19 protein-coding genes are annotated in these 25740 nt (G+C 71.2%); 10 read left to right on the forward strand and 9 right to left on the reverse strand.

The window, feature by feature from the left end:
• Window positions 1–220 precede the first annotated feature (220 nt).
• The 3 genes from EDD30_RS24680 (at window position 221) to EDD30_RS24690 (ending at window position 5739) form a co-directional block, all read left to right on the forward strand.
• Window positions 221–787, forward strand: a complete 567-nt coding sequence (locus EDD30_RS24680; protein ID WP_071807187.1) for a cysteine hydrolase family protein — start codon at window positions 221–223, stop codon at window positions 785–787.
• 311 nt (window positions 788–1098) lie between these two features.
• Window positions 1099–1482, forward strand: a complete 384-nt coding sequence (locus EDD30_RS24685; RefSeq protein ID WP_071807186.1) for a hypothetical protein — start codon at window positions 1099–1101, stop codon at window positions 1480–1482.
• Window positions 1483–1554: 72 nt separating this feature from the next.
• Complete coding sequence (locus tag EDD30_RS24690) at window positions 1555–5739, forward strand: HEAT repeat domain-containing protein (RefSeq protein ID WP_123678497.1); 4185 nt, start codon at window positions 1555–1557, stop codon at window positions 5737–5739.
• A gap of 37 nt (window positions 5740–5776) precedes the next feature.
• Here the strand turns inward: EDD30_RS24690 and EDD30_RS24695 are convergent, their stop codons facing one another.
• Window positions 5777–6841, reverse strand: a complete 1065-nt coding sequence (locus EDD30_RS24695; protein WP_071806005.1) for a threonine aldolase family protein — start codon at window positions 6839–6841, stop codon at window positions 5777–5779.
• Window positions 6842–6915: 74 nt separating this feature from the next.
• Here EDD30_RS24695 and EDD30_RS24700 point away from each other — a divergent pair, with 74 nt between their 5' ends.
• Window positions 6916–7437 carry a GNAT family N-acetyltransferase gene (locus EDD30_RS24700; protein ID WP_170047294.1) on the forward strand — a complete coding sequence of 174 codons (522 nt, stop codon included), beginning with the start codon at window positions 6916–6918 and terminating at the stop codon, window positions 7435–7437.
• Between the two features lie 16 nt (window positions 7438–7453).
• Here the strand turns inward: EDD30_RS24700 and EDD30_RS24705 are convergent, their stop codons facing one another.
• On the reverse strand, window positions 7454–8104 hold the full coding sequence (locus EDD30_RS24705) for a DUF4360 domain-containing protein (RefSeq protein ID WP_071806007.1): 651 nt from the start codon (window positions 8102–8104) through the stop codon (window positions 7454–7456).
• A 471-nt stretch (window positions 8105–8575) separates the two neighbouring features.
• Between EDD30_RS24705 and EDD30_RS24710 the strand changes: the two genes are divergently transcribed.
• Window positions 8576–9220, forward strand: coding sequence for a DUF4360 domain-containing protein (locus tag EDD30_RS24710; RefSeq protein WP_071806008.1), 645 nt, complete (start codon window positions 8576–8578; stop codon window positions 9218–9220).
• A gap of 73 nt (window positions 9221–9293) precedes the next feature.
• Here the strand turns inward: EDD30_RS24710 and EDD30_RS24715 are convergent, their stop codons facing one another.
• From EDD30_RS24715 to EDD30_RS24725, 3 genes are all read right to left on the reverse strand, one after another.
• The gene (locus tag EDD30_RS24715) at window positions 9294–10535 is read right to left on the reverse strand and encodes an aminotransferase class I/II-fold pyridoxal phosphate-dependent enzyme (protein ID WP_084556446.1); all 1242 of its coding nucleotides are present in this window, start codon (window positions 10533–10535) and stop codon (window positions 9294–9296) included.
• An 18-nt stretch (window positions 10536–10553) separates the two neighbouring features.
• A complete protein-coding gene (locus tag EDD30_RS24720) occupies window positions 10554–13736 on the reverse strand; it encodes a putative bifunctional diguanylate cyclase/phosphodiesterase (protein WP_084556447.1) in 3183 nt (1060 codons plus the stop codon).
• A gap of 132 nt (window positions 13737–13868) precedes the next feature.
• Window positions 13869–16424 carry a putative bifunctional diguanylate cyclase/phosphodiesterase gene (locus EDD30_RS24725; RefSeq protein WP_071806009.1) on the reverse strand — a complete coding sequence of 852 codons (2556 nt, stop codon included), beginning with the start codon at window positions 16422–16424 and terminating at the stop codon, window positions 13869–13871.
• 222 nt (window positions 16425–16646) lie between these two features.
• Between EDD30_RS24725 and EDD30_RS24730 the strand changes: the two genes are divergently transcribed.
• Window positions 16647–18245, forward strand: coding sequence for a S8 family serine peptidase (locus EDD30_RS24730; RefSeq protein ID WP_084556448.1), 1599 nt, complete (start codon window positions 16647–16649; stop codon window positions 18243–18245).
• Between the two features lie 71 nt (window positions 18246–18316).
• Here EDD30_RS24730 and EDD30_RS24735 read toward each other — a convergent pair whose 3' ends face one another.
• Entirely contained in the window at window positions 18317–19351 is a 1035-nt protein-coding gene (locus EDD30_RS24735; protein ID WP_071806017.1) for a DNA polymerase III subunit beta family protein, read from the reverse strand.
• A 54-nt stretch (window positions 19352–19405) separates the two neighbouring features.
• Complete coding sequence (dapD, locus tag EDD30_RS24740) at window positions 19406–20353, reverse strand: 2,3,4,5-tetrahydropyridine-2,6-dicarboxylate N-succinyltransferase (RefSeq protein ID WP_211277813.1); 948 nt, start codon at window positions 20351–20353, stop codon at window positions 19406–19408.
• Window positions 20354–20407: 54 nt separating this feature from the next.
• On the opposite strand from dapD, the gene dapE reads away from it, so the two are divergent.
• The gene (dapE, locus tag EDD30_RS24745) at window positions 20408–21481 is read left to right on the forward strand and encodes a succinyl-diaminopimelate desuccinylase (protein ID WP_071806011.1); all 1074 of its coding nucleotides are present in this window, start codon (window positions 20408–20410) and stop codon (window positions 21479–21481) included.
• A 3-nt stretch (window positions 21482–21484) separates the two neighbouring features.
• Here dapE and EDD30_RS39315 read toward each other — a convergent pair whose 3' ends face one another.
• Window positions 21485–21646: a hypothetical protein gene (locus EDD30_RS39315; protein ID WP_170047297.1), complete on the reverse strand. Its 162-nt coding sequence runs from the start codon at window positions 21644–21646 to the stop codon at window positions 21485–21487.
• 211 nt (window positions 21647–21857) lie between these two features.
• On the opposite strand from EDD30_RS39315, the gene EDD30_RS24750 reads away from it, so the two are divergent.
• Together EDD30_RS24750 and EDD30_RS24755 are read left to right on the forward strand one after the other, a co-directional pair.
• The gene (locus EDD30_RS24750) at window positions 21858–22634 is read left to right on the forward strand and encodes an LOG family protein (protein WP_071806012.1); all 777 of its coding nucleotides are present in this window, start codon (window positions 21858–21860) and stop codon (window positions 22632–22634) included.
• Between the two features lies 1 nt (window position 22635).
• Window positions 22636–23181, forward strand: coding sequence for an LOG family protein (locus EDD30_RS24755; protein WP_071806013.1), 546 nt, complete (start codon window positions 22636–22638; stop codon window positions 23179–23181).
• Between the two features lie 11 nt (window positions 23182–23192).
• Here the strand turns inward: EDD30_RS24755 and EDD30_RS24760 are convergent, their stop codons facing one another.
• The gene (locus EDD30_RS24760; RefSeq protein ID WP_071806014.1) at window positions 23193–25115 is read right to left on the reverse strand and encodes an ATP-binding protein; all 1923 of its coding nucleotides are present in this window, start codon (window positions 25113–25115) and stop codon (window positions 23193–23195) included.
• A gap of 174 nt (window positions 25116–25289) precedes the next feature.
• On the opposite strand from EDD30_RS24760, the gene EDD30_RS24765 reads away from it, so the two are divergent.
• Window positions 25290–25712: a hypothetical protein gene (locus EDD30_RS24765; RefSeq protein ID WP_071806015.1), complete on the forward strand. Its 423-nt coding sequence runs from the start codon at window positions 25290–25292 to the stop codon at window positions 25710–25712.
• Window positions 25713–25740: the final 28 nt, after the last annotated feature.

The raw sequence follows: 25740 nt of genomic DNA on the forward strand, positions 1-25740 counted from the left end.
CCCACTGCGGCCGCTGTCAGCAGGATCACGCCTGCGCTGCCCGGGCGATCACGCCTGTAGTGCCCGGGCGATCACGGCTGCGATGCCCGCGCGATCACCGCTCATTCCTCCTCGGGCGGCGTCGCCGGACCACGCCGAGTACCGCGCGAATCGCGTCGGAGTTGTCGTACCCCCGGCATAGTCTCGCGGGGATAGCGATCGACCAGCGCATGGAGGCCCCATGACCACGCTTCCCGACCGTCCGAACACCGCCCTCGTCGTCATCGACGTGCAGAAGGGCGTCGTCGGCCAGGCCCACGACCGCGACAAGGTCGTCGCCAACATCGCCGCCCTCGTGGAGAAGGCCCGTGCCGCCGGCACCGAGATCGTCTGGGTCCAGCACAACAGCGACCAACTCCCCCGCGACAGCGACAACTGGCAATATGTGCCGGAGCTGGTGCGCCGTGATCCCGAGCCGGTCGTGCACAAGACCTACGGTGACTCTTTCGAGGAGACCGACCTGGAGTCGGTGCTCGCCGACCGCGGCATCGGCCGCCTGATCGTGGCGGGCGCCCAGACCGACGAGTGCATCCGGTCGACGCTGCACGGCGCGCTCACCCGCGGCTACGACGTGACGCTGGTCGCCGACGCCCACACGACCGAGGACCTCTCCGAGTACGGCGCCCCGACGCCGGACAAGGTCATCGCCCACACCAACCTCTACTGGAAGTACCACAAGGCCCCCGGCCGGACGGCGGGCACGGTGGACACCGCGGAGATGGACTTCGCCGCGGCATCCCCGGCCTGACCCGGGGTCGCGCCCGCTCGATCGAGCAGGCGCCCGCGGAGCCGGCTGCCCGCGGCCGGGAGCGGGCCGGGACCCGAGAGGGGCCCGGTGCGGGCCTGGATCCGGGTGCGGGCTGGGGTCCGAGCGGCCCCGGGGGCTGGGCGCGGGCGCACAGGTCTACCTCCGAGGCAGGTCGGCCACGGTTTCGGTACGACTTTCGTCCGATCGCGGGGGCGGGCAAACCCCGCTCCGCGGCGATGCGGCCGGGGCCGGCCGGACGGGATAGTCGTCTCATCGCGGGGATGGTCGCCGCGGAGACGAGGAGAGAGCCGATGAGGAACAACGTGGGCGTCATGGACGTCACCGACGATCTCGACCGGACGCTGCTCGCCGTCGCCGGTCCCGCCCGGTGGGTGGCCGGGCCCCGTGACGTGCTCGCCGAGGCCATCGCGGACCTGTCGTCCGCCCGGCCGTCCCCTCCCTCCGCCTCGACCCCGCCGGCTGTGGCGTCTCCGCTGGCCGGGGCGGCTGCGGCGCCTCCGCTGGCCGGGGCGGCTGCGGCGCCTCCGCTGGCCGGGGCCGCTGCGGCCGGGGGTGCGGCGTCGGCCGGATCCGGTCAGGTGGTGGCCATCCTGACCGATCCCGCGGTGATCCGGATCGGGTGGCTCGCCGCGGGTATCTCGACCTTCTTCCTCGCCCTCGCCGCCCTCCTCTGACCCCTACCGGGGCAGCGCCTGCGGCGTTCTTCGCGACCGGGCGGCCCGGCGTGTGGCGGATACCATGGCGGGATGCCCGTCCTTGCCGACCTAACCGCGGACGACAACGGACCGGGCGCGACGGCCGACGTCTGGGGAGACACCGAATTCCGCCGCCAGCTCCACAAAGGCGTGCCCCGCAACTATTGCCGGCCGCACTTCTTGCACAGCGGCGACGACGACGGCTCTCACACTCTGCCGGCCGACATCGATGCCCTGGTCGAGGAGCTCACCCAGCACCGGCCGAAGACCTGGATCATCACCGGCGGTCCGGGCAGCGGCAAGACGTCCATCGCCGCGGCGGTGGCGGCCGATCTACTCGATCGTGACACCGTGCCGGTCGTGCTGGACGCCCGGGTCTGGCCCACCGTGGACGCTTGCGCCGAGCTACGCGACGTGCTGCTGGCGCTGCGCCCGGACGAGATACCGGCGCCGCTGTGGAAGTCGCGGATCAAGCACAAGCGGTGCGTCGTGATCATCGACGGCCTGAACGAGATCGCCCGGCAGTGGGGTGACACACCCGCCTGGCGGTTCGTGAAGTCCATCGTCGAGGGCGGCCACCCCTTTCCGGTGCTCGCCACGATGCGGCACTTCACGGACGAGCCGCAGGAGTCGCTGACCCGGCCGGTGAACCTCCTCGACCTGGCGCCGCTGACGGATGCCGAGGTCACCCGGTATCTCGCCGCCGTGGGGCTGGACGCCGGCGACCTGTTGCGCCTGCGCAGCCAGGACGACTTCGAGGATCTTTACTCGAATCCGCTTCTGCTTTCCCTGCTGGCCAACCTCCTCGGTCCGCAGTCGAACGGCAGCTCGGACCGTTTCCGTCGCGACGGTCACCGCCAAGGCGGCCAGGGCGCGGCGGGTGGCACGCCACCCACGGCGGGTGGCACGCCACCGTCCCGCGGCAGACTGCTGCTCCAGACCGTCCAGCGGGCGCGGCGGCACCGGCGGCTCTCCGCCGGCGAGCTGGAGATCGAGCGCGGCGGCCTGCAGCTCGAGTCGGTCATGGTCGCGGCGGCGTCGTGTGCCTTCGGGAACCCCGGAAGCGAAGGGCACTTCTCCCGGCGGGACGTGGAGCGGCTGCTGGCGCAGAGCCGTCCCGGCGAGCCACAGTCTGCCGCGATCGTCGACGCCTTCCTGGACACCCAGATGGTGGTCCGGGTCGAGGATTCCATGGACCGGTTCCGCTTCGCCCATCCCTCCTTCGTCGACTTCGGCATCGCGCTGGCCTACCGGAACGAGGAGCTGCCGTCCGCGCTGATGGCCTCCGAGGAGCTGGTGCACTGCCTCGGCGACTGGGTGGGTCTCACGGCCGACCCGGACGAGAGCGCGCGCCGGGTGCTGCAGCGGATCACGGACGAGGAGTACGAGTTCGACCGTTCCTGCCTCGTCGACGTGGTCTTCGCCAACCGGGGCGTGCTCACGACCGAGACGCTCGTGCTGCTGTGGCGCGCGATCGGCGGCGCCCTCGGTTCGGCGTTGCGGGGCCGGCGCTGGCAGCAGCAGTCGCTGATCCAGGCGCTCAACCAGCTTCCCGAGTGGACCATCGCCGAGGGGATCCGGCTGGGTGTGCTCGACAAGTTCTCCGGCCCGCTGCACGCCGAGATCGTGGAGCAGATGTCGCAGCGCACCCTCGACGTCCGCAAGCTGCGCCAGGCCCAACGACGGACGCGGGACGAGCGGTTCGCCAGCAACGCCCTCGAACGCCGGGAGGCGCTGGCCCTCGCTCAGGAGCTCGGCGCGACCGGCACGGAGCGCCTGGCCGGCCTCGAGATTCTCAAGGCGCGGCTTCCCGCGGCGGACGGCGATCTCGCGGCGAGGATCGTGCAGGGCATCATGCGCCTCGGCGGGCTCGGCGAGCTGCCCGTGCTGGTGGCGACGCTCGCGTCGAATCCCGCGGAGCAGACCCGCGCCGCCGCGGCCGCCGCGCTCGCCTCCGTCGGGCACCGCGACGCCATTGACCAGGTCATGGAGGCGCTGGTCAAGGACGAGTCAGCGGTGGTTCGGCTCGCCTGTGCGGCCACGCTGGGCCGGCTGCGCGCCCGGCAGGCGGTCGGCGTGCTCGCCGGGGCGCTGTCCGATCCGGCGGGTCCGGTCCGGGCCGGTGCGGCGCGCGCGCTCGGTGCGCTGGCCGACTCCCGTACGGTGGCCCCTCTGATCCGGGCGCTGGAGGTGGAGCACGACTACGACGCGCTCGCCGCGATCGCCTCGGCCCTGGGCCGGCTCCGCAACGCCGAGGCGGTGCCCGGCCTGGTCATGGCGCTGACGGAGACCTCGCTGAACGTACGGATGGACGCGTGCCGCGCGCTCGGCGAGATCCGGGACCCGGCCGCGATCCCGGCGCTGGCCCGCCGGCTGGCCGACCACGTCGGCGCGGTCCGGGGCGAGGCGCTGAAGGCGCTCGGCGAGATCGGGGACGCGAGCGCCACCCCGCATCTCATCGAGGCACTGTCCCACCCGGAGGCGCAGACCCGCGCGGTGGCGTCGACCGCCCTCGGCAAGATCGGCGATCCGCGCGGCGTGGATCCGCTGACGGGCGCCCTGGACGACGAGAACCCGTTCGTCCGCGGTGCCGCGGCCGCCGCGCTGGGCCGGTTGCCGGACCGCCGCATCGCCGCCCGTCTCAACGAGGTCGCGCGGCGCGATCCGAATTCCGCGGTGCGCTCCTCGGCGATCAGTTCGCTGGGCCGCGTCGGCGGGCCCCGCGATCTGCCGCTGCTCGAGCGGGTCATCCGCGACTCCGCGGAGTTTCCGTGGGCGCGCGCGGTGGCCGTCATGGCGTACGGCGCGCTCACCTCGGAGACGCCGATGTGGCTCGCGGCGACGGCCGACGACCTGAACGCGGCGATCCAGAATGGTGACACGGAGGCGCAGAAGCTCCGCGGCGCGATCATCTACTGCGTCGGACGGCACTGCAACCTCGAGTTGATCGGCTGGCTCGAATCGGTGGCACGGTCCGATCCGGAGTTCATGAACCGGACCTCCGCGACGTCGGCGCTGGTCCGCAATGGACGAGCCTCCGAGCGGTTCCTCACCGCGGTGCTCTCCGACGCCGAGCAGGCCGTCGCGGCGGGCCGCAAGCCGGGTGCGGCGATCCTGAGGATCGCCGCCACCGAGATCGTGCGGTCCTGCGCGGAGTCACGGACGAAGGACCCGGCGATGCTCGCGCGCCTGCTCGACATCGTGCTGTCCGCCGGCAAGGAATGCGAGGAGGTCATCTCCGGGGCCATCAAAAGCAACCGCAGCTCGGATTCGCGCGCCATGCTGCGGGTGCTCGAATACATCAGCGAGCGGCTCGCGGCGGCGTCCCGGGACGAGCTGAGCCGGGCGACCGTCGCGAGCGCCATCGAGTTCCACCGCCGGCAGATCGGGTTCGCGGACACGCTGGCGGGCCTGCGCGCCGACGCCGGCCTGCTCACCACGAAGTTCCAGGCGACCACCGAGAGCGGTCCGACGCGGCACGAGGGAGATCGGGTGAGCGACCGGCGCTGCGACCTGCTCGTCATCACGGTCAACGCCACGGAGACCGAGGTCGTGAAGAAGGCGCTGAGCGAGGTCTACGGGCCGCCGGCGCCCTACTACGCGAAGATCAACAGCTATTGGGGGTACGCCGCGGAGAACCACCCCTCCGTCGCGCACCTGCGGTGTGGCATGGGTGGAAGCGGGGTCCGCGGCGCATACGTCCAGGTCGGCGAGGCGGTGCGGGAGCTCCGGCCGGAGTCGGTCGTGGCGCTCGGCGTCGCCTGGGGCGCGGACCCCGAGGCGACGCCGCTGAGCACGGTACTGCTCAGCACGCAGGTGATCGACTTCGAGCGGCAGCGGGTCGGCACGGGCCCGGCCGGCGAGCGCGTGATCATCGCCCGGGGCGCCAAGGCGGAGGCGAGCCCGCGCCTGATGAACCGCTTCCTGGTGACCGACTACGACGGGACCGGCGTGACCATCGTCGAAGGCCCGCTGCTGTCCGGCGAGAAGCTCATCGACGACCCGGCCTTCAAGCGCGAGTTGATCGAGATGTTCCCGGACGCGGTCGGCGGCGAAATGGAAGGCGTCGGCATCCAATCCGTCTGCGACCGCGAGCGGGTGGACTGGATCGTGGTCAAGGGGGTCTGCGACTTCGCCGAGAACAAGGCCGAGGACAAGGCCCACCGGCAGACCGTCGCCGCCACCCGCTCGGCGGAGGCACTGTGCGCCGTACTGCGCCAGGGCGGGTTCTCCTAGCCGGAGTACAGCCAGGGTGGATTCTCCTAGCCGGAGCTCACATGCACAGCCCGCTGAGGATCTCCGCGATCGCCTCGGGCTTGTGCCGCAGGGTGGCCCGCCCGACCGACAGCTCGGCCCGCACCACGTCGGGATCGCCGGTGGCGAAGCCGCTGGGCCACACCCACAGCCCGGTCTCCTCGGCAAGCCGCCGCGCGTTCTCCCGGAACGTCTCGGCGGACGCCGCGAACAGCAGGTGCATCATCGGCGTGTGCGGCGGGTCCGGCACGACCCGCACCTCGGGTACGCCGGCGAGCGCGTCCCAGATCGCCCGGGCGTGCCGCATCCGGGCCGGCATCTCGGCGAGCCCCTCGTCCAGCAGCCGCAACGCCGACGCGGCGGCCGGCCACAGGGCGAACAGCGTGCCGCCCAGCCGGGCGCGCCACTCCCGGACCGCGGCGACGTCGGCCGCCGAGCCGGCGACGCAGCATCCCGGCAGCGCTCCGATGCCCTTGTAGAACGACACGTAGACGGTGTCGAAGAGGGCGGCGATCTCGGCGGGGGAGCGCTCGTACCCGGCGCTCGCCTCCCAGAGCCGGGCGCCGTCGAGGTGGACCGCCGCGCCCCGCTCGCGCGCCCACTGGGTCTGGCCCACGAGGTCGTCCCAGGCCGGCAGCGCGCCGCCGAGGTCCCGCTGGGGCAGCTCCAGGAGCAGGGCGGCCACCGGCTCGGCCACCTCCTCCAGGTCGCCGAGCGCGATCAGATGCTCCGGATCGCCGGTGCGGCGACCGATGAGCTGGTGCAACCGCTGATGGGCCTGGCCCTCGTGCTGGTCGAGGTGGCAGTACGGATGCCAGACGACGGTTCGCGAGAGTCGCCGGTCGGCGTGCACCCGCAGGGTGGCCGCCTGTGCCATGGTGCCGCTGGGCAGGAACACGGCCGCAGGCTTGCCGAGCAGCGCCGCGACGTGCCGCTCGAGCTCGGTGACGACGCCGCCCTCGCCGTACGTGTCGGGGTCGGTCTCGGGATCGATCGACGCGAGCAGCTCGCGGGGCCGGATCAGGCCGTTGCCGAGGAACGTGTCGGTGCAGGCGGCCCGCCGGGCCCGGATCTCCTCATCCACCGTGCCAGTCTTCCGTGTCCACCGGCCCGTGTCAGTCGGGATGGGGGATGCGGGGCCCTGATATGCAGGTGTTCATGCGATTGCGCCCGTACGCCGAAGAGGACCTCCGTCTCACGCAGCGGCTGGAATCCGACCCCCGGGTCGTCGGGCACCTCGGCGGTGCCGGCGACGGCGCGCATGCGGACCGGGTGCACCGGCGGCGGATCGCCGCGGTGGCCGACGGCGACCTGTTCTTCACGATCCTGATCGGTGACCCCGAGGAGCCGGCCGGGATCATCGCCGTCTGGCGTGCGGAGTTCGCCGGCGAGCAGGTCCATGAGCTCGGGGCCATGCTGCTCCCGGATCATCAGGCGCGCGGCGTCGCCGGGCGGGCGTTCGCGCTGCTGCTGCCGTACGTCCTCGACCGTGGCGTCCGGATGTTGCATGCGTTCCCGGCCGTGTCGAACAAGCCGTCCAACGCGATCCTGGACAAGCTCGGCTTCACCCGCGGCGAGGAATGCGACCTGGACTACGAGGGCCGCCCGCTGCGCTGCGCCCACTGGGTGCGCGAGCTGGTGCCGGACACGGCAGGAAGGGCTCCGGAGAGCCCTTCCTGATGTGGGCGGGGGCGTATCAGCAACGGATCCAGCTGAAGTTGAACAAGGTGTCGACGTCGCCCTCGCTGGACCTCATCGACATGGTGCTCTTGCCGGAGGACGAGCCGGCGTCGACCCGGAGCTCAGTGTTGATGTTGAGAACCTTCTGGTCCTGGCACGGGAGGTAGACCAGTGCGCCCGCCACGTCCTGGGTGTCCCAGTAGCCGCTCAGCGGTCCGTAGAAGGATTCCTCGGTGCGGTTGTTGGCCGAGGACCCCTGCCAGTAGTAGTTCGTCTTCTGCAGGCCGGTGGCGCCGGAGTTGAGCTTCAGCTTGCCCCGGTACTCCGCCTGGGCGATCGCGAACGTCCAGCCCGCAGGGACGGTCACGAGCACGCCGACCTGGCAGTTCTTGCGGCGGTCGGTCGCGGAGGCGTCGCCGCCGGCCGCGGCCTCGAAGTCGTAGTACCTGACCCGGAAACCGGTCTTGTCGTGGTTGCCGTACACCGCGGCCGTGCCGGGTGCGCAGCCGGAGCCGTTGGCCGCAATCACCTCGACGGTGACGTTGCCCTCCGGCACGCCCTGGACGGCCGTGTCCGCGGCTTGGGCGGGGGCGGATAAGGACAGCGCGAGAACCGTGCCGAGTACGGCGAGAACCGCACGCCTCCCGCCGACGAGTCTTTCCTTCATTGCATTCCTCTCGGATTGCGTACTCAATATCGACTTTTGTAGCGCGCGTGCGTCATCGCCGGACGGTCGGCAGGCGCCGGTGCCTCAACGACATTCCGTTAATTGACTGACTAATGCGCTGGGACTCTCCTGGTTGTCCCGCGAGGGAATGTTAGCCACGTGACGCCGGACACACAAGCATCGACTCAGATCAATCAGGCTTGGCGCGAAGCGCGGCGAGTAGCCGCAGCTCAACGCAGGGTTCACGGTCGCGGAGTGCCGGATAACGGGGATAATTCGGGCTTACTCGGCGCCGTTCGCGTCCGTTATAGCCCGAAGGTGGGAAGTGCTGCTTTTCGCAGCCTGCTGCGAAAGACCGGTGAAATGCATTTTACCGACCGGAAGCCATACAAGATTTCATTGACCCGGATCTATGCAGAACCTTAGCATTGGCCCGCGTGTGCCTCGTCGTATCAGCTTGAAGGGAGTCCAATGCGTAAATTGTTGGTGCGTGGGGGTGTGGTACTCGCATTACTCGCCTCGTCATTGTTGCAGAGCCCGGCCGCCCACGCCGGAAGCATTCTTGACGACCCGCCGAACGACCACATCGTCATCGACCTGGTCGCCATGGCCGGCTCGGGCTGCCGTCCCGGCACGGCCGACGTCGCGGTGTCGCCCGACAACAAGGCCTTCACCGCCATCTACAGTGAGTACCTCGCCCAGGCCGGTCCGGGTGTCCCCAGCACGGAGGGCCGGAAGAACTGCCAGCTCAACGTGCTGGTGCACGTGCCGCAGGGCTTCACGTTCGCCATCGCCAAGGTGGATTACCGCGGATACGGATCCCTGCTCCACGGGTCCACCGCCTCGCAGCGGGCCAACTACTACTTCCAGGGCATGAGCCAGAGCGCGTACTCGAACCACCCGATCAGCGCGCCGCTGGACGACAACTGGATGGCCAGCGACGAGGTGGCGGTGGCCGCGATGGTCTGGCACCCGTGCGGTGAGATGCGCAACCTCAACATCAACACCGAGCTGCGGGTCGCCAGGGGAACATCGTCGGGCACGAGCTTCCTGACCATGGACTCCACCGACGGCAGCATCGAGACCACGTACCACTTCGCATGGAAGCGTTGCTGACGTCTTGCGCTACGTGACGAGGGCCGCCGGCTCGCCCGGCGGCCCTCGTTCGCCTTCGTCGGCCGTTGCGCCCTCAGCGGCGGCGCAGGAGCGGCGTGCCCAGGGCGGTCAGCGTCTTGAGCAGCTCGTCGATCTGCTCCTCCGTGTGCGCCGCGGTCACCTGGATGCGGAAGCCCACCTCATCCTTCGGCACTCCCGGATACGGCGCCAGCGTCACGTACGCGCCGTGGTCGAGCAGCGTGTGCGCGACCTCGGGCAGGTCGTCCGCGTTCGTCAGCGGAACCTGGATCAGCGGATAGTCCGAGTTGTTCGGCGTCTGCACGTCGAGTGCGTCGAGGTGGTCGAGCACCCGGCGCGTCTTGCGGTGCAGGTCGTCGCGCAGGTCGTCGCCGCGGACGTCGTTGACCGCCAGGCCGGCCAACACGGTCGCGAGGGCCGCGGTCGGTACCGGGCCGGAGTACAGATAGGGCGGCGCGGTGATCTTCAGGTGTTCCTTCACCGGCGTCGGGCAGGCGATGAAGGCGAGCAACGACGAGTACGCCTTGGAGAACCCGCCGACCAGGACGATGTTGTCGTAACCGAGCCCGTGGTGGCGCACGACGGCGTTGCCGCGGCGGCCGTACGGGGTCGGATCGCCGGCACCGCGGTCGCCGATGATGCCGAAGCCGTGGGCGTCGTCGACGTAGAGGATGGCGTCGTGCTCGCGGCAGACGGCCGCGAAGCGGGCCAGATCCGGAGTGTTGCCCGTCATGCTGTTGACGCCGTCCATGCAGACCAGCGTGGGAGTGCCGGCCGGCACCTCGCGGAGCAGCTCGGCGAGGTGGTCGGCGTCCTCGGAGCGGAACCGGCGCACGGTGGCGCCGAGGCCCCGGGCGTGGACGCAGCCGTCGTAGATGGTGCGGTGGGCGCGGGCGTCGAGCAGGATGTGGCCCTTGCCGGCCAGGACCGGGATGACCGCCAGGTGGATCTGGCTGATCGTCGGCAGCAGCAGGGTGTCCTCGGCGCCGAGCAGGGCGGTGAGCCGCTCCTCGATCATCGGGTAGAGGCGCGGGCTGCCGAGCATCCGCGACCAGCTCGGATGGGTGCCCCAGCGCCGGACCTGGACGTCGATGGCGTCCATGATCTCGGGGTCGAGGTCCAGGCCGAGGTAGTTGCAGGACGCCCAGTCCACGTGCCAGTGGTCGCCGATGCGGATGCGGCGCCCGTCCACCTCGTCGATCACCTGATCCCAGAGACCAGCCCCGGTGAGCTCGGCGACGCTGCGGTAGGCGGCATCGGCGGCGGGCGACGTCGCGGCGGGGGTAACAGGCACCATGTGGCGAATGCTAGATCCTTATCGGAAGCCGTTGATCAGCCGGGCGGCGTCCGCCTCGGTCATCGGCCGGTTGAAGAGGAAGCCCTGGCCCAGGCGGCAGCCGGCCTCCTTGAGCAGGTGGTGCTCCTCCGGCGTCTCGATGCCCTCGGCGACGACGTCCAGGTTGAGCGTGGCGGCGAGCTGGATGATGCCCCGGACCAGGTCGAGCTGCTGACCCGAGCCGGTGATGGTGTCGACGAAGGACTTGTCCAGCTTGAGCGTGTCGACCGGGACGCGGTGCAGGTAGCTCAGCGACGAGTAGCCCGTACCGAAGTCGTCGATCGACATCTTGATCCCGGCCGCGCGCAGCCGGGCGATGTCGGCGTGGATCCGGTCGTGCTCGCCCAGCAGCAGGCTCTCGGTGATCTCCAGGGTGAGCAGGCGCGCGGGCAGCCCCGACCGGCTCAGCTCGGCGAACACCTGATCCACGAAATCCGGTGACCGGAACTGTCGCACGGAGACGTTCACGCTGACGTACGGCGTGTCGTGCGGGTGCTTCCGGTGCCACTCCGCGGCGGTGGCGACCGCCGTCCGCAGTACCCAGGCACCCAGCTCCACGATCAGCCCGGACTCCTCGGCCAGCGGGATGAACGTGGCCGGTGACACCATGCCGCGCTCCGGGTGCGGCCACCGCAGCAGCGCCTCGAAGCCGACCGTACGTGCCTCGCCCAGCTCGACGATGGGCTGGTAGTTGAGGACGAAGGCGTCCTCGGCGAAGGCCCGGTCCAGATCGGTGCGTAGTTGCATCCGGTCGAGCACCTCGGCGTGCAGCGACGCCTCGTAGCGCCGCCAGCGGCGGCCACCGCTCGACGGCACCGTGTCCAGCGCGACGTCGGCCTGGCTGAGCAGCTCCTTCGCTGTTCGCGCGTCGGCGGTGGTGGCGACACCCGCCCGCAGATGCGCGGCGGCGAGGCTGCCGCCGACGTGGAACGTCTCGGTGGACAGGTGCACGACCTGCTCGGCGAGCCGCTCGATGTGGGCCACGTCGGACGCGTCCTCGACGACCGCGCCGAACTCGTCGGCGCCGAGCCGGGCCAGTGTGCCGCGGCCGGCGAGCACCGAGGAGAGCCGCTTCCCGACGGCGATCAGCAGCTCGTCGCCGACCTCGTGGCCCATCGTGTCGTTGACGACCCGGAAGCCGTCGATGTTGATGATCATGACACCGCAGAGCCCGCTGCGCCGTCCGGCCGCCGCCGCGACGTCGTCCTGGAACCGCAGGCGGTTGCCCAGGCCGGTCAGCGGATCCACATACGCGCGGGCGATCAGCTCCTGCTCCAGGCGCTGGCGCTCGGTGACGTCGCGCAGGGTCACGACGAGCCCGTTGACCCCGGGCTCGCGGCGCATGTCGCCGATGACCGCCTCGGTGCAGACGAGCGTGCCGTCGGTCCGGCGTACCTGCCACTGGTTGAGTCCCTCGCCCGCCATCCCGCGGCGGGTGGCGTCGAGCAGGTCGCGGACCTCGTCGCGATCCTCCTCGTCGATGAGGTCGAGGAGGTCGCTCCCCACCAGGTCCGCCGTCCCGATCACCTGCTCGGCCGCGGGGCTCACATAGGTGATCCGGTTGTCCTCGCCGACGATCGCGATGACCTCGGTGGCGTTGAGCACCAGCGTGCGGAAGTAGGCCTGGCTGTCCCGGCGGCTGATCTCCCGGTTGAGCCGGATCCGGTCGAGCATGGTGGCGGCCTGGCCGGCCAGCACCGGCACGGCCTCCTGCAGCCCGATCAGCGCCGGCTCGTCCGCGCCGACGAACAGGTCGCCGACCCGCGCGTCGCCGACGGCCAGGCGGCAGTGCAGGGCCAGCTCGAAACGGGCCAGCGGCTCGGCGACCTCGGGCGGGAGCGTCACCACGTAACGCAGCTCCAGCCCGCCGGTGAGATTGCCCAGCGCGGCGGCGACCACCTCGGGTTCGCTGTGCAGCTCCAGGACGACGCGGTGCTCCGTACCCGGAGGAAGCATCCGGCCGACCGCCCGCCGCAGGACGGCATCGGTCTCGTCGGCACTGGTCGAGGCCAGCAGGGCCTCGCAGGCCTCGCGCAGCTCGCGCTCGCGGGCGAGGGCCTGCCGCAGGTTGTCCGTGACGGCGGACATGCGCGCCAGGGAGAGCAGGATGAGCGCCGCCGACACCACCGCGATGAGGACGCCGTCGAGGACCGGGCCGCGCAGCGCCTGCACGAGCAGCGCGGCCGGTGCCAGCAGCGAGGCGAAGGTCAGGACGCCGCGACGCAGGGAGACCTGGGTACGGGTCAGCACGTGCGGCTCGGTCAGCCGGATCATCGACGGATGCAGCGCGGCCGCGCCACCGGCGATGTAGAAGACGAGCCAGCCGAGGTCGATCGGGCCGCCCAACTGCCAGATGCCTTCGAGGCGGCTCAGGCCGTACAGGACGTCGGCGGTGAGCAGGCCCGCGCCCGAGGCCAGCAGGAACGCCAGGCTGGTGTTGCGCGCCGCGGCCAGCCCCAGCCGGGCCAGGATGGCCAGGGTGAGCACGTCGCTCAGGGGATAGGCGATCGAGACCGCCTTCTCCAGCGCGCCGAGCGTGGGGTCCTGCAGGAACGGGTTGATCAGGAACGTCCACGCGAGGAAGCCGGCGCCGATGGTGAGGATGACCGCGTCGAGCATGCTGGCGCGATCCGGAAATCGCGCACCCGATCTGGTCAGCCCGATCAGGCCGCCCAGGAGCAGGGGTAACGAGCCGCCGAGGAAGACGAGATCGGCCAGCGAGGGGAACTGGCCCGGCACCACGACCAGTGCGACGACCGTCCCGGCGGCGAGGGTCATATAGCCGGCACCGAGCAGCAGCCAGGGCTGACGGCGCCGCGGATTGTGGCGGGCGATGCCGACGGCGAAGGCGGTCAGGGAGGACAGGACGATCAACGCCCAGGCGACGACGAACAGCGCCGGGACGAACAGGTAGACCGCCGCCAGGCACGAGGTCGCGGTGAGATAGATGGGTACGGCCCGGCGCAGCGGTGACCGTGCGCGACCGGCAGACGCGGTGGCCGTACGGATGGCGACGCTCGCGCGCCCGGGTGGTTCCGGCGCCGGATCGACGAAAGTGCCCGATGGAGCCGAATGTCCGTTTGCTTCGTGCCGAGTGGCGACGCGGGTGGCGGATGCGTCACCCGTACCGCTTCCGGTGGGGAAGCGCTCGTCTGAACTCAAGGCAACCTGCCCGGGGCCGCTTCTGCGCCTGCCGGTATGGGCTGGCGTCACTACCTCTTGATCGGCATCTGGGCTTCAGGACTGAGAGCCGGCTCTATCGATGGGACTGATGAAGATCAGTGCAGGATCTTACTACGCATCGGCGGTCCGGACTTCCAGCTCCGGCAGGTGCGCTGTGGGGCGGCCGGACAGCCACTCGGCGAACTGCTCGGTGGGAAGCGGGCGGGAGATGTAGTAGCCCTGGATGGCGCTGCACCCGTGCCGCCTCAGATACTCGAGCTCGCTCTCGTCCTCGACGCCCTCGGCGACCACGATCAGCCCGAGCGTACGGCCGAGTTGCAGCGCCGCGTCCGTCACGGCACGCCGGGTCTGGTCGCTGGTGAGGCCGCGGACGAAGCTCTTGTCGATCTTCATCTCGTGGATGGGCAGCTCGGCCAGGCGGCCCAGCGACGAGTGCCCGGTGCCGAAGTCGTCGATGGAGAGCTTGACCCCGAGGGCGTGCAGCAGCTCGAGGGTACGCACGCTGCGCGCCGGGTCCTCCATGACGCCGTTCTCGGTGATCTCGAGGGTCAACGCGGTCGGCGGGAGCCCGTAGCGGCGCAGCGCGTCGGACACGTCGTCGGCGAGGCCGGGCTCGGTGAGGATCTGCGGTGACAGGTTGACGGCGACGGAGAGGTCCCGCCCGCCGCTGCGCCAGTCCGCGCACGCGGCAAGCGCGGTGTCGAGGATGAACCGGGTCAGCGCCGGAATGAGCCCCGCCCGCTCGGCCAGCGGGATGAACTCGTCCGGCGGCACCGGCCCGTCCGGCCGCAGCCACCGCGCGAGCGCCTCGGCGCCGAGAACCCGGCCGTCCTCCGGATCGATCTTGGGCTGGTAGGCGACGGTCAGCGCCCCGGCCTCGATGGCCGAGCGCAGTTCGGCCATGAGCGTGAGCCGGCGCGGCGTGTTGAGGTCGTCCTGCGCCTGGTACGCCCGGACCCCGGTCCGCGCGTGCTTGGCGGCGTACATGGCGACGTCCGCGCGCTGCAGCAGCCGGTCCGGTTCGATGCCGTGGTCCGGGGCGAAGCTGACGCCGACGCTGGCCTGGGTGGTGATGGTCATGTCGCCGACGGGCACCGGCTGCTCCACGATGCGGCGCAGTTCCTCGGCGGCGTCGAGCGCCTCCTGCGGGGAGTCGCAGCGATCGACGATGACCGCGAACTCGTCCCCGCCGAGGCGCGCGACGGTGCCCCGGTCCGCGAAGGAGGACTGCAACCGCTGCGCGATCTGACGCAGCAGGTCGTCGCCCACGTCGTGGCCCAGCGCGTCGTTGATCTCCTTGAAGCGGTCGATGTCGAGCAGCAGGACGCCCACGGTGCCGGACGAGATGCCGGACTCGATGGCGTCCTTGAGGTCGGTGAGCAGCATGCGGCGGTTGGGCAGGCCGGTGAGCGCGTCGTGGAGGCTGCTGTGGCGCAGCCGGTCGACCAGGCCGATGTTGGTCAGGGCCACCGCGGCGTGGGCCGCGAGCGCCTGCAACAGCCGCAGGTGTTCGCCGGAGAACGTGGGGATGTCGGCAAGGCTGTCGTAGACCATGAGCACGCCGGTGCCACGGTCCATCGCCACCGGGACGGCCATGCCGTCGGCCGGCCGGTCTCTGCCGCCCGGCGTGCCCGGAGGTCTTTCGCCCGGCGCGCCCGGGGGCAGGAGCACGGGTTCGCCGCGCAGCGCCGGATACCACCAGGCCGACGGATCGCATCCGTTGTGCTGCCTGGTCGGGAGGCGGTGCTGGTCCGAGAGCCGGAAGCGCAGGGGCGCGCCGCCGCCGGTCGTCACGACCAGTTCCGCGGTGTCCGCCCGGGTCACGTCGCGGACCCGGCTCAGCACGGTGTCGATCACCGTGTCCAGGTCGCGGGAGCCGTTGAGGGAGCGGGTGAAGTCGTAGAGCTGCTCGACCTGCGCGTGACCCTGGGTCTGCTGGGCGTACCGGCGGAAGACCTGGTAGATCGCGTACGACAGGACCGCCAGCAGGATCGAGGCCAGCAACTGGTCGCGGATGACGATGGCCGCGATCAGGGCGAGCGTCGTGGTGACGGTCACCATCGGGAGTTGCACGAGCTCCTTGATGTCGGCGGTGACGAGGCGCCGCCACTCCTGGCTGTCGTCATGCAGGGCGATGACCGCGGTGACCAGCACGATCGACACCACGTCCACGACCATCATGGCGGCGTACGCCGCCAGCCAGCCGCGCGGGTGCAGCACCTGCGCCGGCTCGGCGATGAGCCGGAACACGGCCGTGGCCACCGTGGCCTCTGTGGCGTACAGCGTGACGTTGAAGAGCAGCTTGACCCCGCGCTGGCGACGGAAGGCGATCAGGCCGACGACGCCGCCGAGGATGCGGGCCAGGACGATCGCCGCGGGCGCGCACCAGATCAGGCCCAGGACCAGCGGAATCTCGCTCAGGCTGATGGTGTGCGCGCCACGGCGCACCGGGAAGACGACGACGAACCGCTCCGCGCAGGCGAACAGCGCGGCCAGGATCAGCAGGATCAGAGACTCGCGCGGGGAGAACAGCGCCTGGTCGCGGGCCCACAGCGCCTGCACCGTGGCGACGAGCGTGGCCAGGACGGTGGCGATCGCCAGCACGCGGGCATCCGGGTCACGCCAGGACAGCCCTCCGCGCGGCGCGTCGGCACCGTTCGACGTCACCCCACGCTCCTTCCCATGCGTCACATCGTGTGACTTCCTCGTACTCCTTGTCGGCCGTCTGCGCGTTTTGTGAAGGGTTGCCGGAAAGAACGATGCCGGGTGTCCGTTCGGAGAGCTTGGCTGACCGTTCGGGGGCCACCGCGACCGGAAAGAGGCCTCGCGTGGCGAGGGCTGGCGGCCGATCAGTCCACCTGTCGATCCGGTTACTTTTCGGGAGCATAGATGGTGAGCAGTCGTGGGCCACGTCGCTGGCTAGTCGGTATCCTGTCGGGGGCGCTCGGCGCCGTCGCCGTGGGTGCCGTGCCGGCATCGGCGGCGTCGGCCGCACCTGCGCAGCCGGTGAAGTCCAACTTCCTCACCGAGGAGTGGCTCGCCGAGGCGGACTCGCACTCGCTGTACAGCATCAACAAGTGGGCCGGCGTCCACGACGTCTGGAGCAAGACCGACGCGTTGGGCCGCAAGATCACCGGTGAGGGAGTCGGTGTCGCGTTGATCGACAGCGGCATCAGCCCGGTCAAGGGCCTGTCGGGCGACGACAAGGTGATCAACGGTCCGGACCTGTCGCTGGAGTCGCAGACCGACGATCTGCGATACCTGGACACCTACGGACACGGCACGCACATGGCCGGCATCATCGCCGGGCGTGACCCCGAGGTGCTTGACGGCAGCGAGAAGGACTCGAGGTACTTCGTCGGCGTCGCTCCCGGTGCCCACCTCGTCAACATGAAGGTCGCCGCCGCCGACGGCGCGGTCGACGTCTCCCAGGTCATCGCGGCGATCGACTGGGTCGTCGCGCACCGCGACGACCCGGGCATGAACATCCGGGTGATCAACCTGTCGTACGGCACGGACTCGCTGCAGGACCCGCGGTTCGACCCGCTGTCGCACGCGGTCGAGGCGGCCTGGCGCAAGGGCATCGTCGTGGTGGTGGCCGCCGGCAACGACGGCGCGTCCGCCAGCCGGCTGGCGATGCCGGCGATGAACCCGAACGTGATCGCCGTCGGTGGTGCCGACCCCAACGGCACGGACTCCCGCACCGACGACGTCGTCGGCGACTTCAGCAGCCGCGGCAGCGAGGGCCGCGCGCCCGACCTGGTCGCCCCGGGCAAGTCGGTGGTCTCGCTGCGCGACCCCGGCTCGTTCATCGACACCGAGTTCCCCGAGGGTCTCCTGCCCACCGACTCGGCCCAGCGCTTCTTCCGCGGCAGCGGCACCTCGCAGGCCGCGGCCGTGACCTCCGGCGCCGCCGCGCTGCTGCTGCAGCAGCGCCCGGACCTGACCCCGGACCAGGTCAAGGAGCTGCTGGTCAGCACCGCGCAGGCCATGCCGGCGGCCGACACGGTCGGCAGCGGCGCCGGTCAGCTCGACGTCAAGGCGGCCGTCGAGGCGGCGACCCCGCAGTACCAGCAGAACCACGAGGCGTCCCTGGGCACCGGCTCGCTCGAGCAGGCCCGCGGCACCTCGCATCTCACCGACCCGATCACCGGCGTCGACCTGACCGGCGAGCAGGACATCATGGGCCAGCCGTGGAACCCGACGGTCTGGAGCCAGGCGGCGCTGGACGGCACCTCCTGGAACGGCGGCATCTGGAACGGCACCGCCTGGACCGGTACGGAGTTCGACGGCACCTCCTGGGCCTCCACCACCTGGACGGGCACGGCGTGGTCGGGCGTCGACTGGACGGCTCACCAGGCCGCCTTCACCGGCCGTAGCTGGACCGGCCGAAGCTGGACGGGCGGTAGCTGGACCGGGCGTAGCTGGACCGGCCGCTCCTGGACCGGTGGCGTCTGGGCCGGAAAGAACTGGCCGACCACCGACTGACCCACCGAACCCCCGCCCGCCCCGGCACGCCCTCGATGGCGTGCCGGGGCGTCGGCATGTCCGGCGACGGATCAGAGGCGAACCGGCATCAGGATCGAGTAGGTCCCGGTGCCGCGGACCGCCAGCGGGCCGATCGGCCCGTCGAGCTCCAGAACGAGCTGGCCGCCACCGCCCGCGTCGAGCGCCTGGAGCAGGAATTCTCGGTTGACCGCCACGTGTGCCTGCTCGTCGGCGGCCCAGGCGTCCTCGTCCGCGACCCGTACGGCGCCGGAAGGATCGAGGGTCAGGATCGCGACGTCGTATTCGATCCCCTCGTGCTCGCGGGTCACGGTGGCGGCGCCGCCGAGGGTGGTGCGCAGGGCCGGGACGTCGACGGTGATCCGCTTCGCCGGTGCCGCCGCCCGGGTGAGGCGGCGGTGGTCGGGGAAGTCCACGTCGAGCGGCTCGGCCGCCAGTTCACGGGTGGGCGTCCCGGCGGTGATGGCGGATGAGCTCAGGTCGAGGGTGACCGTGCCGGCCGGCGCCGCCCGCAGCTCGTCGACGAAGGTCAGGGGGGCGACGACCCGGACCGGTGGTCCTACCGCGGTGCCGGCGGCCTCGGCGACGGCGAGCCGGTAACGGTCGGTCGCGACGACGGTGAGGCCTTCGGGTCCGGCCTCGAACAGGACCCCGTTGATCATGGGTAGTCGCGGGTCGGTGCCGGCGGCGAAACGCACCGCGTCGAGCGCGGCGGCGAGGGCGGCGGCGGGCAGGCTGATGCGGGTCAAGGTGTTCTCCTCGAGATCCAGCAGGCGATGGATTCGGGAGAGCTCACGTCGGGCGTCGGCGAGGCCGTCCTCCAGCCGGCGCAGGTGCTCGTCGAGCAGCTTGCGCACGGCCGGGCCATCGCGCAGCTCCGCGACCGCGCGGCCGATGTCCACGACCGGCAGGTCCACGCGGCGCAGGCCGGCGATCAGACGCGCGGCACGGATCTGCTCGCCGCTGTAGCGCCGGTAGCCGGTGACCGGGTCGACCTCCGCCGGGACCAGCACCGCGGCCCGGTCGTAGAACCGCAGGGCGCTGACGCCCAGGCCACTGGCCCGGGCGACCTCGCCGATGCCGTACATCTCGCTCTCCACACCTCGAGACTCTGCGGCCTCGACAAGGTCGAGGGTCAAGCGTCAGTCGTTGGCGTGCAGAGCGGCGTTGAGCTCGATGCCGGTGCCCTTGCGGGGGCGGGCCTCGAGGGCCCCGGTGACCGAGTTGCGCCAGAACAGCAGGCCGTCGACCCCCGAGAGGTCGCGGGCCTTGACCACGCGTCCGTCCGGCAGGGTGAGCTTCGAGCCGGCTGTGATGTAGCAGCCCGCCTCGACCACGCAGTCGTCGCCGAGCGAGATGCCGATCCCGGCGTTCGCCCCGAGCAGGCTGCGTTCGCCGATGGAGACCTTGTCCTTGCCGCCGCCGGAGAGCGTACCCATGATCGACGCGCCGGCGCCCACGTCGGAGCTGTCGCCGACGACGACGCCCTGCACGATGCGGCCCTCGACCATGGACGCGCCGAGAGTGCCGGCGTTGAAGTTGCAGAAACCCTCGTGCATGACGGTCGTGCCCGCGGCGAGGTGGGCGCCGAGCCGGACTCGATCGGCGTCGGCGATGCGCACTCCCGAGGGCACCACGTAGTCGGTCATCCGGGGGAACTTGTCGACGCTGTACACGCTGAGGTGCCGGCCGGCGGCCCGCTCGATGAGGCGCAGCTCGTCGACCCGGTCCGGCGGGCAGGGTCCGGCGGAGGTCCACGCGACGTTGGCGAGCATGCCGAAGATGCCGTCGAGGTTCTGCTCGTTGGGCTTGACCAGCCGGTGCGACAGCAGGTGGAGCCGCAGGTATGCGTCCGACGAATCCTTGATCGGCTCGGCGAGCGAGGACACCTCGACGCGCACCTCGGCGGTCGAGAGCCCGGCCAGCGCCCGCGGGCCGACGAGGCCGGCCGGCAGGGTGGGCGGCTCGGCCGGCGGCTCGCCGAGGCCGAGGTATCCGGCCGGATACCAGGTGTCGAGAACCGTCCCGTCGGCGGCGACGGTGGCGAGGCCGATGCCCCAGGCGGCCGAGGTAGAGATCGCGCTACTCACACCGGGAACCCTACTAGGGCGGGTGCTTCACGTTCGGACGGTACTGTGCGGCTCATGGCCAACCCGCTCACCAGCGACGTCCTCGTCGACCCGGTGGTGCTGACCCGCGCCCTGGTCGACATCGAGTCCGTCTCGCTCCATGAGAAGGTCATCGCGGACTGCGTCGAGGAGGTGCTGCGGCAGATTCCCCATCTGAGCGTCGAGCGTCACCGGAACACCGTGATGGCGCGGACGAGCCTCGGCCGCGACCAGCGCGTCGTGCTCGCCGGTCATCTCGACACCGTCCCGCTGAACGACAACTTCCCGTCGACCGTCGTCGACGACCTGATCCACGGCTGCGGTACGGCGGACATGAAGTCGGGCGTCGCCCTGGCCCTGCACCTCGCCGCCACCCTGCCCGACCCGCGCTACGACCTGACCTTCCTCTTCTACGAGGCCGAGGAGATCGAGAGCCGGTTCAACGGGCTCAACCTGGTGGCGCAGCACCGTCCGGAGTGGCTCGCCGCCGACTTCGCGGTCCTGCTCGAGCCCACGTACGGCGTGGTCGAGGCCGGCTGCCAGGGCACCATGCGGGCGATCGTCCGTACGCGCGGACGTCGGGCGCACACCGCACGAGCCTGGCGCGGGGTGAACGCCATCCACGCCGCTGGTGCGGTGCTGCGCCGGCTCGAGGACTATCGTGCGCGGACGGTGACCATCGACGGGTGCACATACCGTGAGGGCCTCAACGCGGTGCACATCTCCGGCGGCGTGGCCGGCAACGTGGTGCCGGACGAGTGCGCGGTCGAGGTCAACCTGCGATTCGCTCCGGACCGGACGGAAGAACTGGCCTTCGAGCACCTGTGTGAGGTCTTCGACGGCTTCGAGGTGGAGGTCACCGACTCGGCCCCGGGAGCGCTTCCCGGGCTCGACGCGGCACCCGCGCGGGAATTCCTCGTGGCGGTCGGCGCGGAGCCGGCCGCAAAGCTCGGATGGACGGACGTGTCCCGGTTCGCGGCGCTCGGCGTCCCGGCGTTGAACTACGGTCCCGGCGATCCTCAGCTCGCCCACGCGCCGGACGAGCACGTGGAGATCGGCAAGATCAGGGACGGCGCCGCGACCCTGCACCGCTGGTTGGCGACGTACTGACGCTTAGTCTTGGGTGGTGCGCGGAATCTCCACGGTGGTCTCCGGGTCGAAGCCCGGATCGGCCGCCGGGGGCGGCAGGGCGAGGGCGATGCGACGCTCCTCGACCACCAGTCGGATGCGCCTCTGCATGCGACGCTGCATCTTCATTCGCTCGTAACGGGTCATCACGGTGGCTCCTTCGCCGAGATGCCCGGCCGCAGCCGGACGCCGTGCCTGCCGTGCGGGTCGATAGCGTGCGGGTCTGTCACTGTACAGAGGTCGCGGAGCTACCGTCCGTGGCTTCAATCTGGCAAAAAGGCCGCGATGCCGCAATCCTCTTGGCGAAACCCAACCGGTTATTCACCGGTTACGGACCGTCCGCACTACCGTGGGTGCCATGACGGACAGCGCAGGCGGCCGTAGGCGCGTACCCCAGGAGCGTCATCGCGGCGCCGTCACGCTGCGGCGTGAGTCGATTCCGCCGAGCACGGCCGACGAGAAACTGCTCGATTCCCATCATCGCAGCGAGTGGAAGACCAAGGACGCCTGGCGCGCCCTGCGCATCCTCTCCGAGTTCGTCGAGGGCTTCGACACCCTCGCCGACCTGCCCCCGGCCGTGAGCGTCTTCGGCTCCGCGCGCAGCGCCCCGGACAGCCCCGAATGCGAGATGGCGGCGGACCTCGGCGCGGCCCTCGCCGAGGCCGGCTTCGCGGTGATCACCGGCGGCGGGCCGGGCGTGATGGAGGCGGCCAACCGGGGCGCCACCGAGGCCGGTGGCATGTCGGTCGGGCTCGGCATCGAGCTGCCGTTCGAGCAGGGCCTCAACGACTGGGTCGACATCGGCATCGACTTCCGCTACTTCTTCGTCCGCAAGACCATGTTCGTCAAGTACGCGCAGGCGTTCGTCGTCCTGCCCGGCGGCTTCGGCACCCTCGACGAGCTCTTCGAGGCGATCACGCTCGTGCAGACCCGCAAGGTCACCCGCTTTCCGGTGATCCTCATGGGCTCGGAATACTGGAGCGGGTTGCTCGACTGGATCAAGCAGCGGTTGCTCACGGACGGCAAGGTGAGTCCGGAGGACCTGGACCTCATCCTGCTGACCGACGACGTGGCGGAGGCCGTACAGATGATCGTGAAGGCGGACGCGGCGGCGTCCGGAACCGGAAAGCGGTGACGTGGCGGCGATCTGCGTCTTCTGCGCATCCTCCAACAGCCTGGATCCCCAGCATCTCGACCTCGCCACCGCACTCGGCAAGGCGCTCGCGTCCCGGGGCCACTCGCTGGTCTCCGGCGGCGGCCGCGTCGGCATGATGGGCGCCGTCGCCGCGGGGGCCCGCGCAGGCGGGGCGCACACCCTGGGTGTGATCCCGCAGTCCCTGGTGGACCTGGAGATCGCGGACACCTCGTCGGACGAGCTGGTCGTCACCACCGACATGGGCGAGCGCAAGAACATCATGATCGAGCGCTCGGACGCGTTCGTGACCCTGCCCGGCGGGCTCGGCACCCTCGACGAACTGTTCGAGGTCTGGACCACGGCGACCCTCGGCCTGCACCGCAAGCCGATCGTGGTCCTGGACCCGGACGGCTTCTACACCGGACTGTGGACCTGGCTCGGCGAGATCACCGAGACGACGTTCGTTCGCCGCCCGGCCCTGGCCCAGGTCTCGCTGGTCACCTCGATCGACATGGCCCTCGACGCGATCGAGCAGGCGCTGGCCTGAGCCGGGGCCGGTCACGGCTCGGTCGTGGACTCCCACTGCCAGAGGATCTCGGTCAACCGGTCCACTCCCGCGGCCAGATGCCGGCGGTAGGTGCTCATCGGCAGGCGCAACAGGTCGGCCGCCGCCTGCTGCGTCCCGGCCGGCCGCAGGTAGGTGTGGTGCAACGCCCGGTACGCCGACCGGTCCCGGGGCGAATCCGCCAGCGTCGCCGCGGCCTCCTCGACCAGCTCGCGCAGCGCTTCGGCCGTACGCCCGCCGGACGAGCGCGCGAGGAACCGGCCGGACAGCAGCGGGCTCGTCGCCAGCCGGTCGGCCCGGCCCCACTCGCGCAGGGCCGAGCGGACCGCGGCGGTGAAGGCGGCCCGGTCCAGCGGGCCGGACGCCGTCGCCGCCTCCACCTCGACCGGCTTGCCGGACGTCTCGCGGGTGGCGAGCACGCTCAGCCAGGCCAGCCGCGGCATGCGGCGCCAGTCGTGGCCGAATCCGGCGTACCGGCGACCGCCGACGGTGAAATCCGCGCCGTCGACGCGGGTGAAGCCGACGTACTCGCACATCTGGGCGTACAGCTCCGGATCGGCGTGGTAGATCAGCGAGTAGCCGAGGCCCGGGGTGATCAGGTAGTGGCGCACCGCGTGCAACGAGATGAGCGCCTGCGTGGGGGAGGGCTGCTGGTAGGCCTCGGCGTCGAGCCAGAACCGCAGCAGCGAGACCGCTTCGCCCGCGGCGGGCGCGGCGCGCTTCCACGCGGCCGTCGCCGCCGGGTCCTCCGGAGCCGCCGCGTACAGGGTCAGGAGCACAACCATGCCCACCGCGCTGTCGTCCGCGTCGACCACCGCGTGCACCGCTTCCGGCTGGTGCCGGCACCAGTGGTCGAACAGCGCCGCCGAGGCGGTGCCTTCGTGGCGCCGTACCATCTCGCGCAGCGCCGGCCACCGGTGCGGGCCCGCGGTCACGACCCGCAGGTCACCGCCCGGGCACTGTTGCAGGAACGCGCCGATCACCGGGTTGCCGCGGTGCAGGAACGCGAAGTCCAACAGGATCCGGCGCTGCTCGTCGGGGGCGGCGCCGGCGAACCGGCGCCGGTAGGAGGCGCCGGCCCGCTGGTGGATCGTGGCGTGCAGCTCCGGGTGCCGCCAGCGCAGATCCCGGGCGAGCACCTCGCGGGCGAGATCATGCAGGACCAGGCCGTGCGCGCTCGCCGACATCACCGACAGTCCGCGGAGCCACTCGAACAACTGGTGCGCGTCGGGCAGCTCCAGCAACTCGGCGAGCAGCGGCTCCGTCGTCACGGCGACCTGCGACACCGCGTCGAGGGCCAGCCGGTGCGCGGCGCTCGGCACCGCGTCCAGAAGCGCGGCGAGCAGCGTGGCCACCACCTCCGGACCTCCGGCCGGTGCGGCCGGCTGGCGGCGCTGGGCGCGTACGTCGGCGATCAGCGCCAGCGCCAGGGGATGGCCGTGGGTGAAGGCCATCGCGTCGGCATGGGCCGTCGCGGGTACGCCACGACGGCTGAGCAGCAGTGCACTCTCCACCGGATCCAGGTTGAGCAGGGGCATCGGGTGCAGCACGCTCGACCAGCCGGGGTCGGTGCGGTACTGCAGCGGCGGCCCGGCCCGGCTCGCCACGGCGACCACGGCGTCGCCCGGCAGCGCCGCCAGCAGCTCCGTCTCGATCGCCTCGTCGGCCAGCACCACGAGCCGGTCGCCGTCGGGCACCTGCCCGTCCAGCCACACCACCCGCCGGCCGGAGCGTTCGGCGAGGTCCGCGAACTGGTGCAGCAGCGAGGTCTTGCCCACTCCACCGGGACCCGAGACCCACACCAGCGCACCGCCGTCGCCGGCCAGCAGGTCGCCGAACCCGGCGAGCTCGGCCGCGCGGCCGACGAAGTCGCGGCGGCGCGCGCTGGCCACCCGGTCGGCGAACCGCGTGCTCATGGCCCAAGTCTCGTCCCTTCCCGCCCGGGCGTCTGTCGAAATCCCGACCGGGCGGGGTGAGCGGAAAGTGGACGTGGACCGGGCGCGGAACGGTCTTCTTTGTGGCTGTCCGGCGGCCATAGCGTCAGCGGCGTCAGAGAGGCCACCGCAGGCCACGATCCGAAGGAGCCCGTCATGATCCGCACCACGAACCGCAGCGTCCTCGCCCGCCACACCGCACGCGTGGCGTTCGCCGCCGGCATCGCCGGCCTGGCCCTGGCCGCCGTTCCCCAGGCGGCCTACGCCTCCGCCGACGGCTGGGGCGGCACGCTGCGCCCCGGAGAACAGCACTGCCTCACCGCCCGCGCCACCGCCAACTATCAGGTCCGTGCCGACGGGCAGGCGACCGGGGCCGGCGCCAGGTTCAAGGTCACCCGCAACGGCGGCCTGGTGTACGGCACGCCGTCCGGCACGATCTCCGGGTTCGCCTACGAGGGCCGCACCTCACTCGGCACCTTCGCCGGTGCGGGCAGCTACACCGTCTGCGCGACCAACAACAACGCCACCAACACCCTGGTCAACATCCACGTCTTCACCGACGCCGACCTGCCCTACTGATCCACACCGCGCGTCGGGTACCGCCCAT

Origin of the sequence: Couchioplanes caeruleus (genome assembly GCF_003751945.1) — a bacterium.
Classification (GTDB): domain Bacteria; phylum Actinomycetota; class Actinomycetes; order Mycobacteriales; family Micromonosporaceae; genus Actinoplanes; species Actinoplanes caeruleus.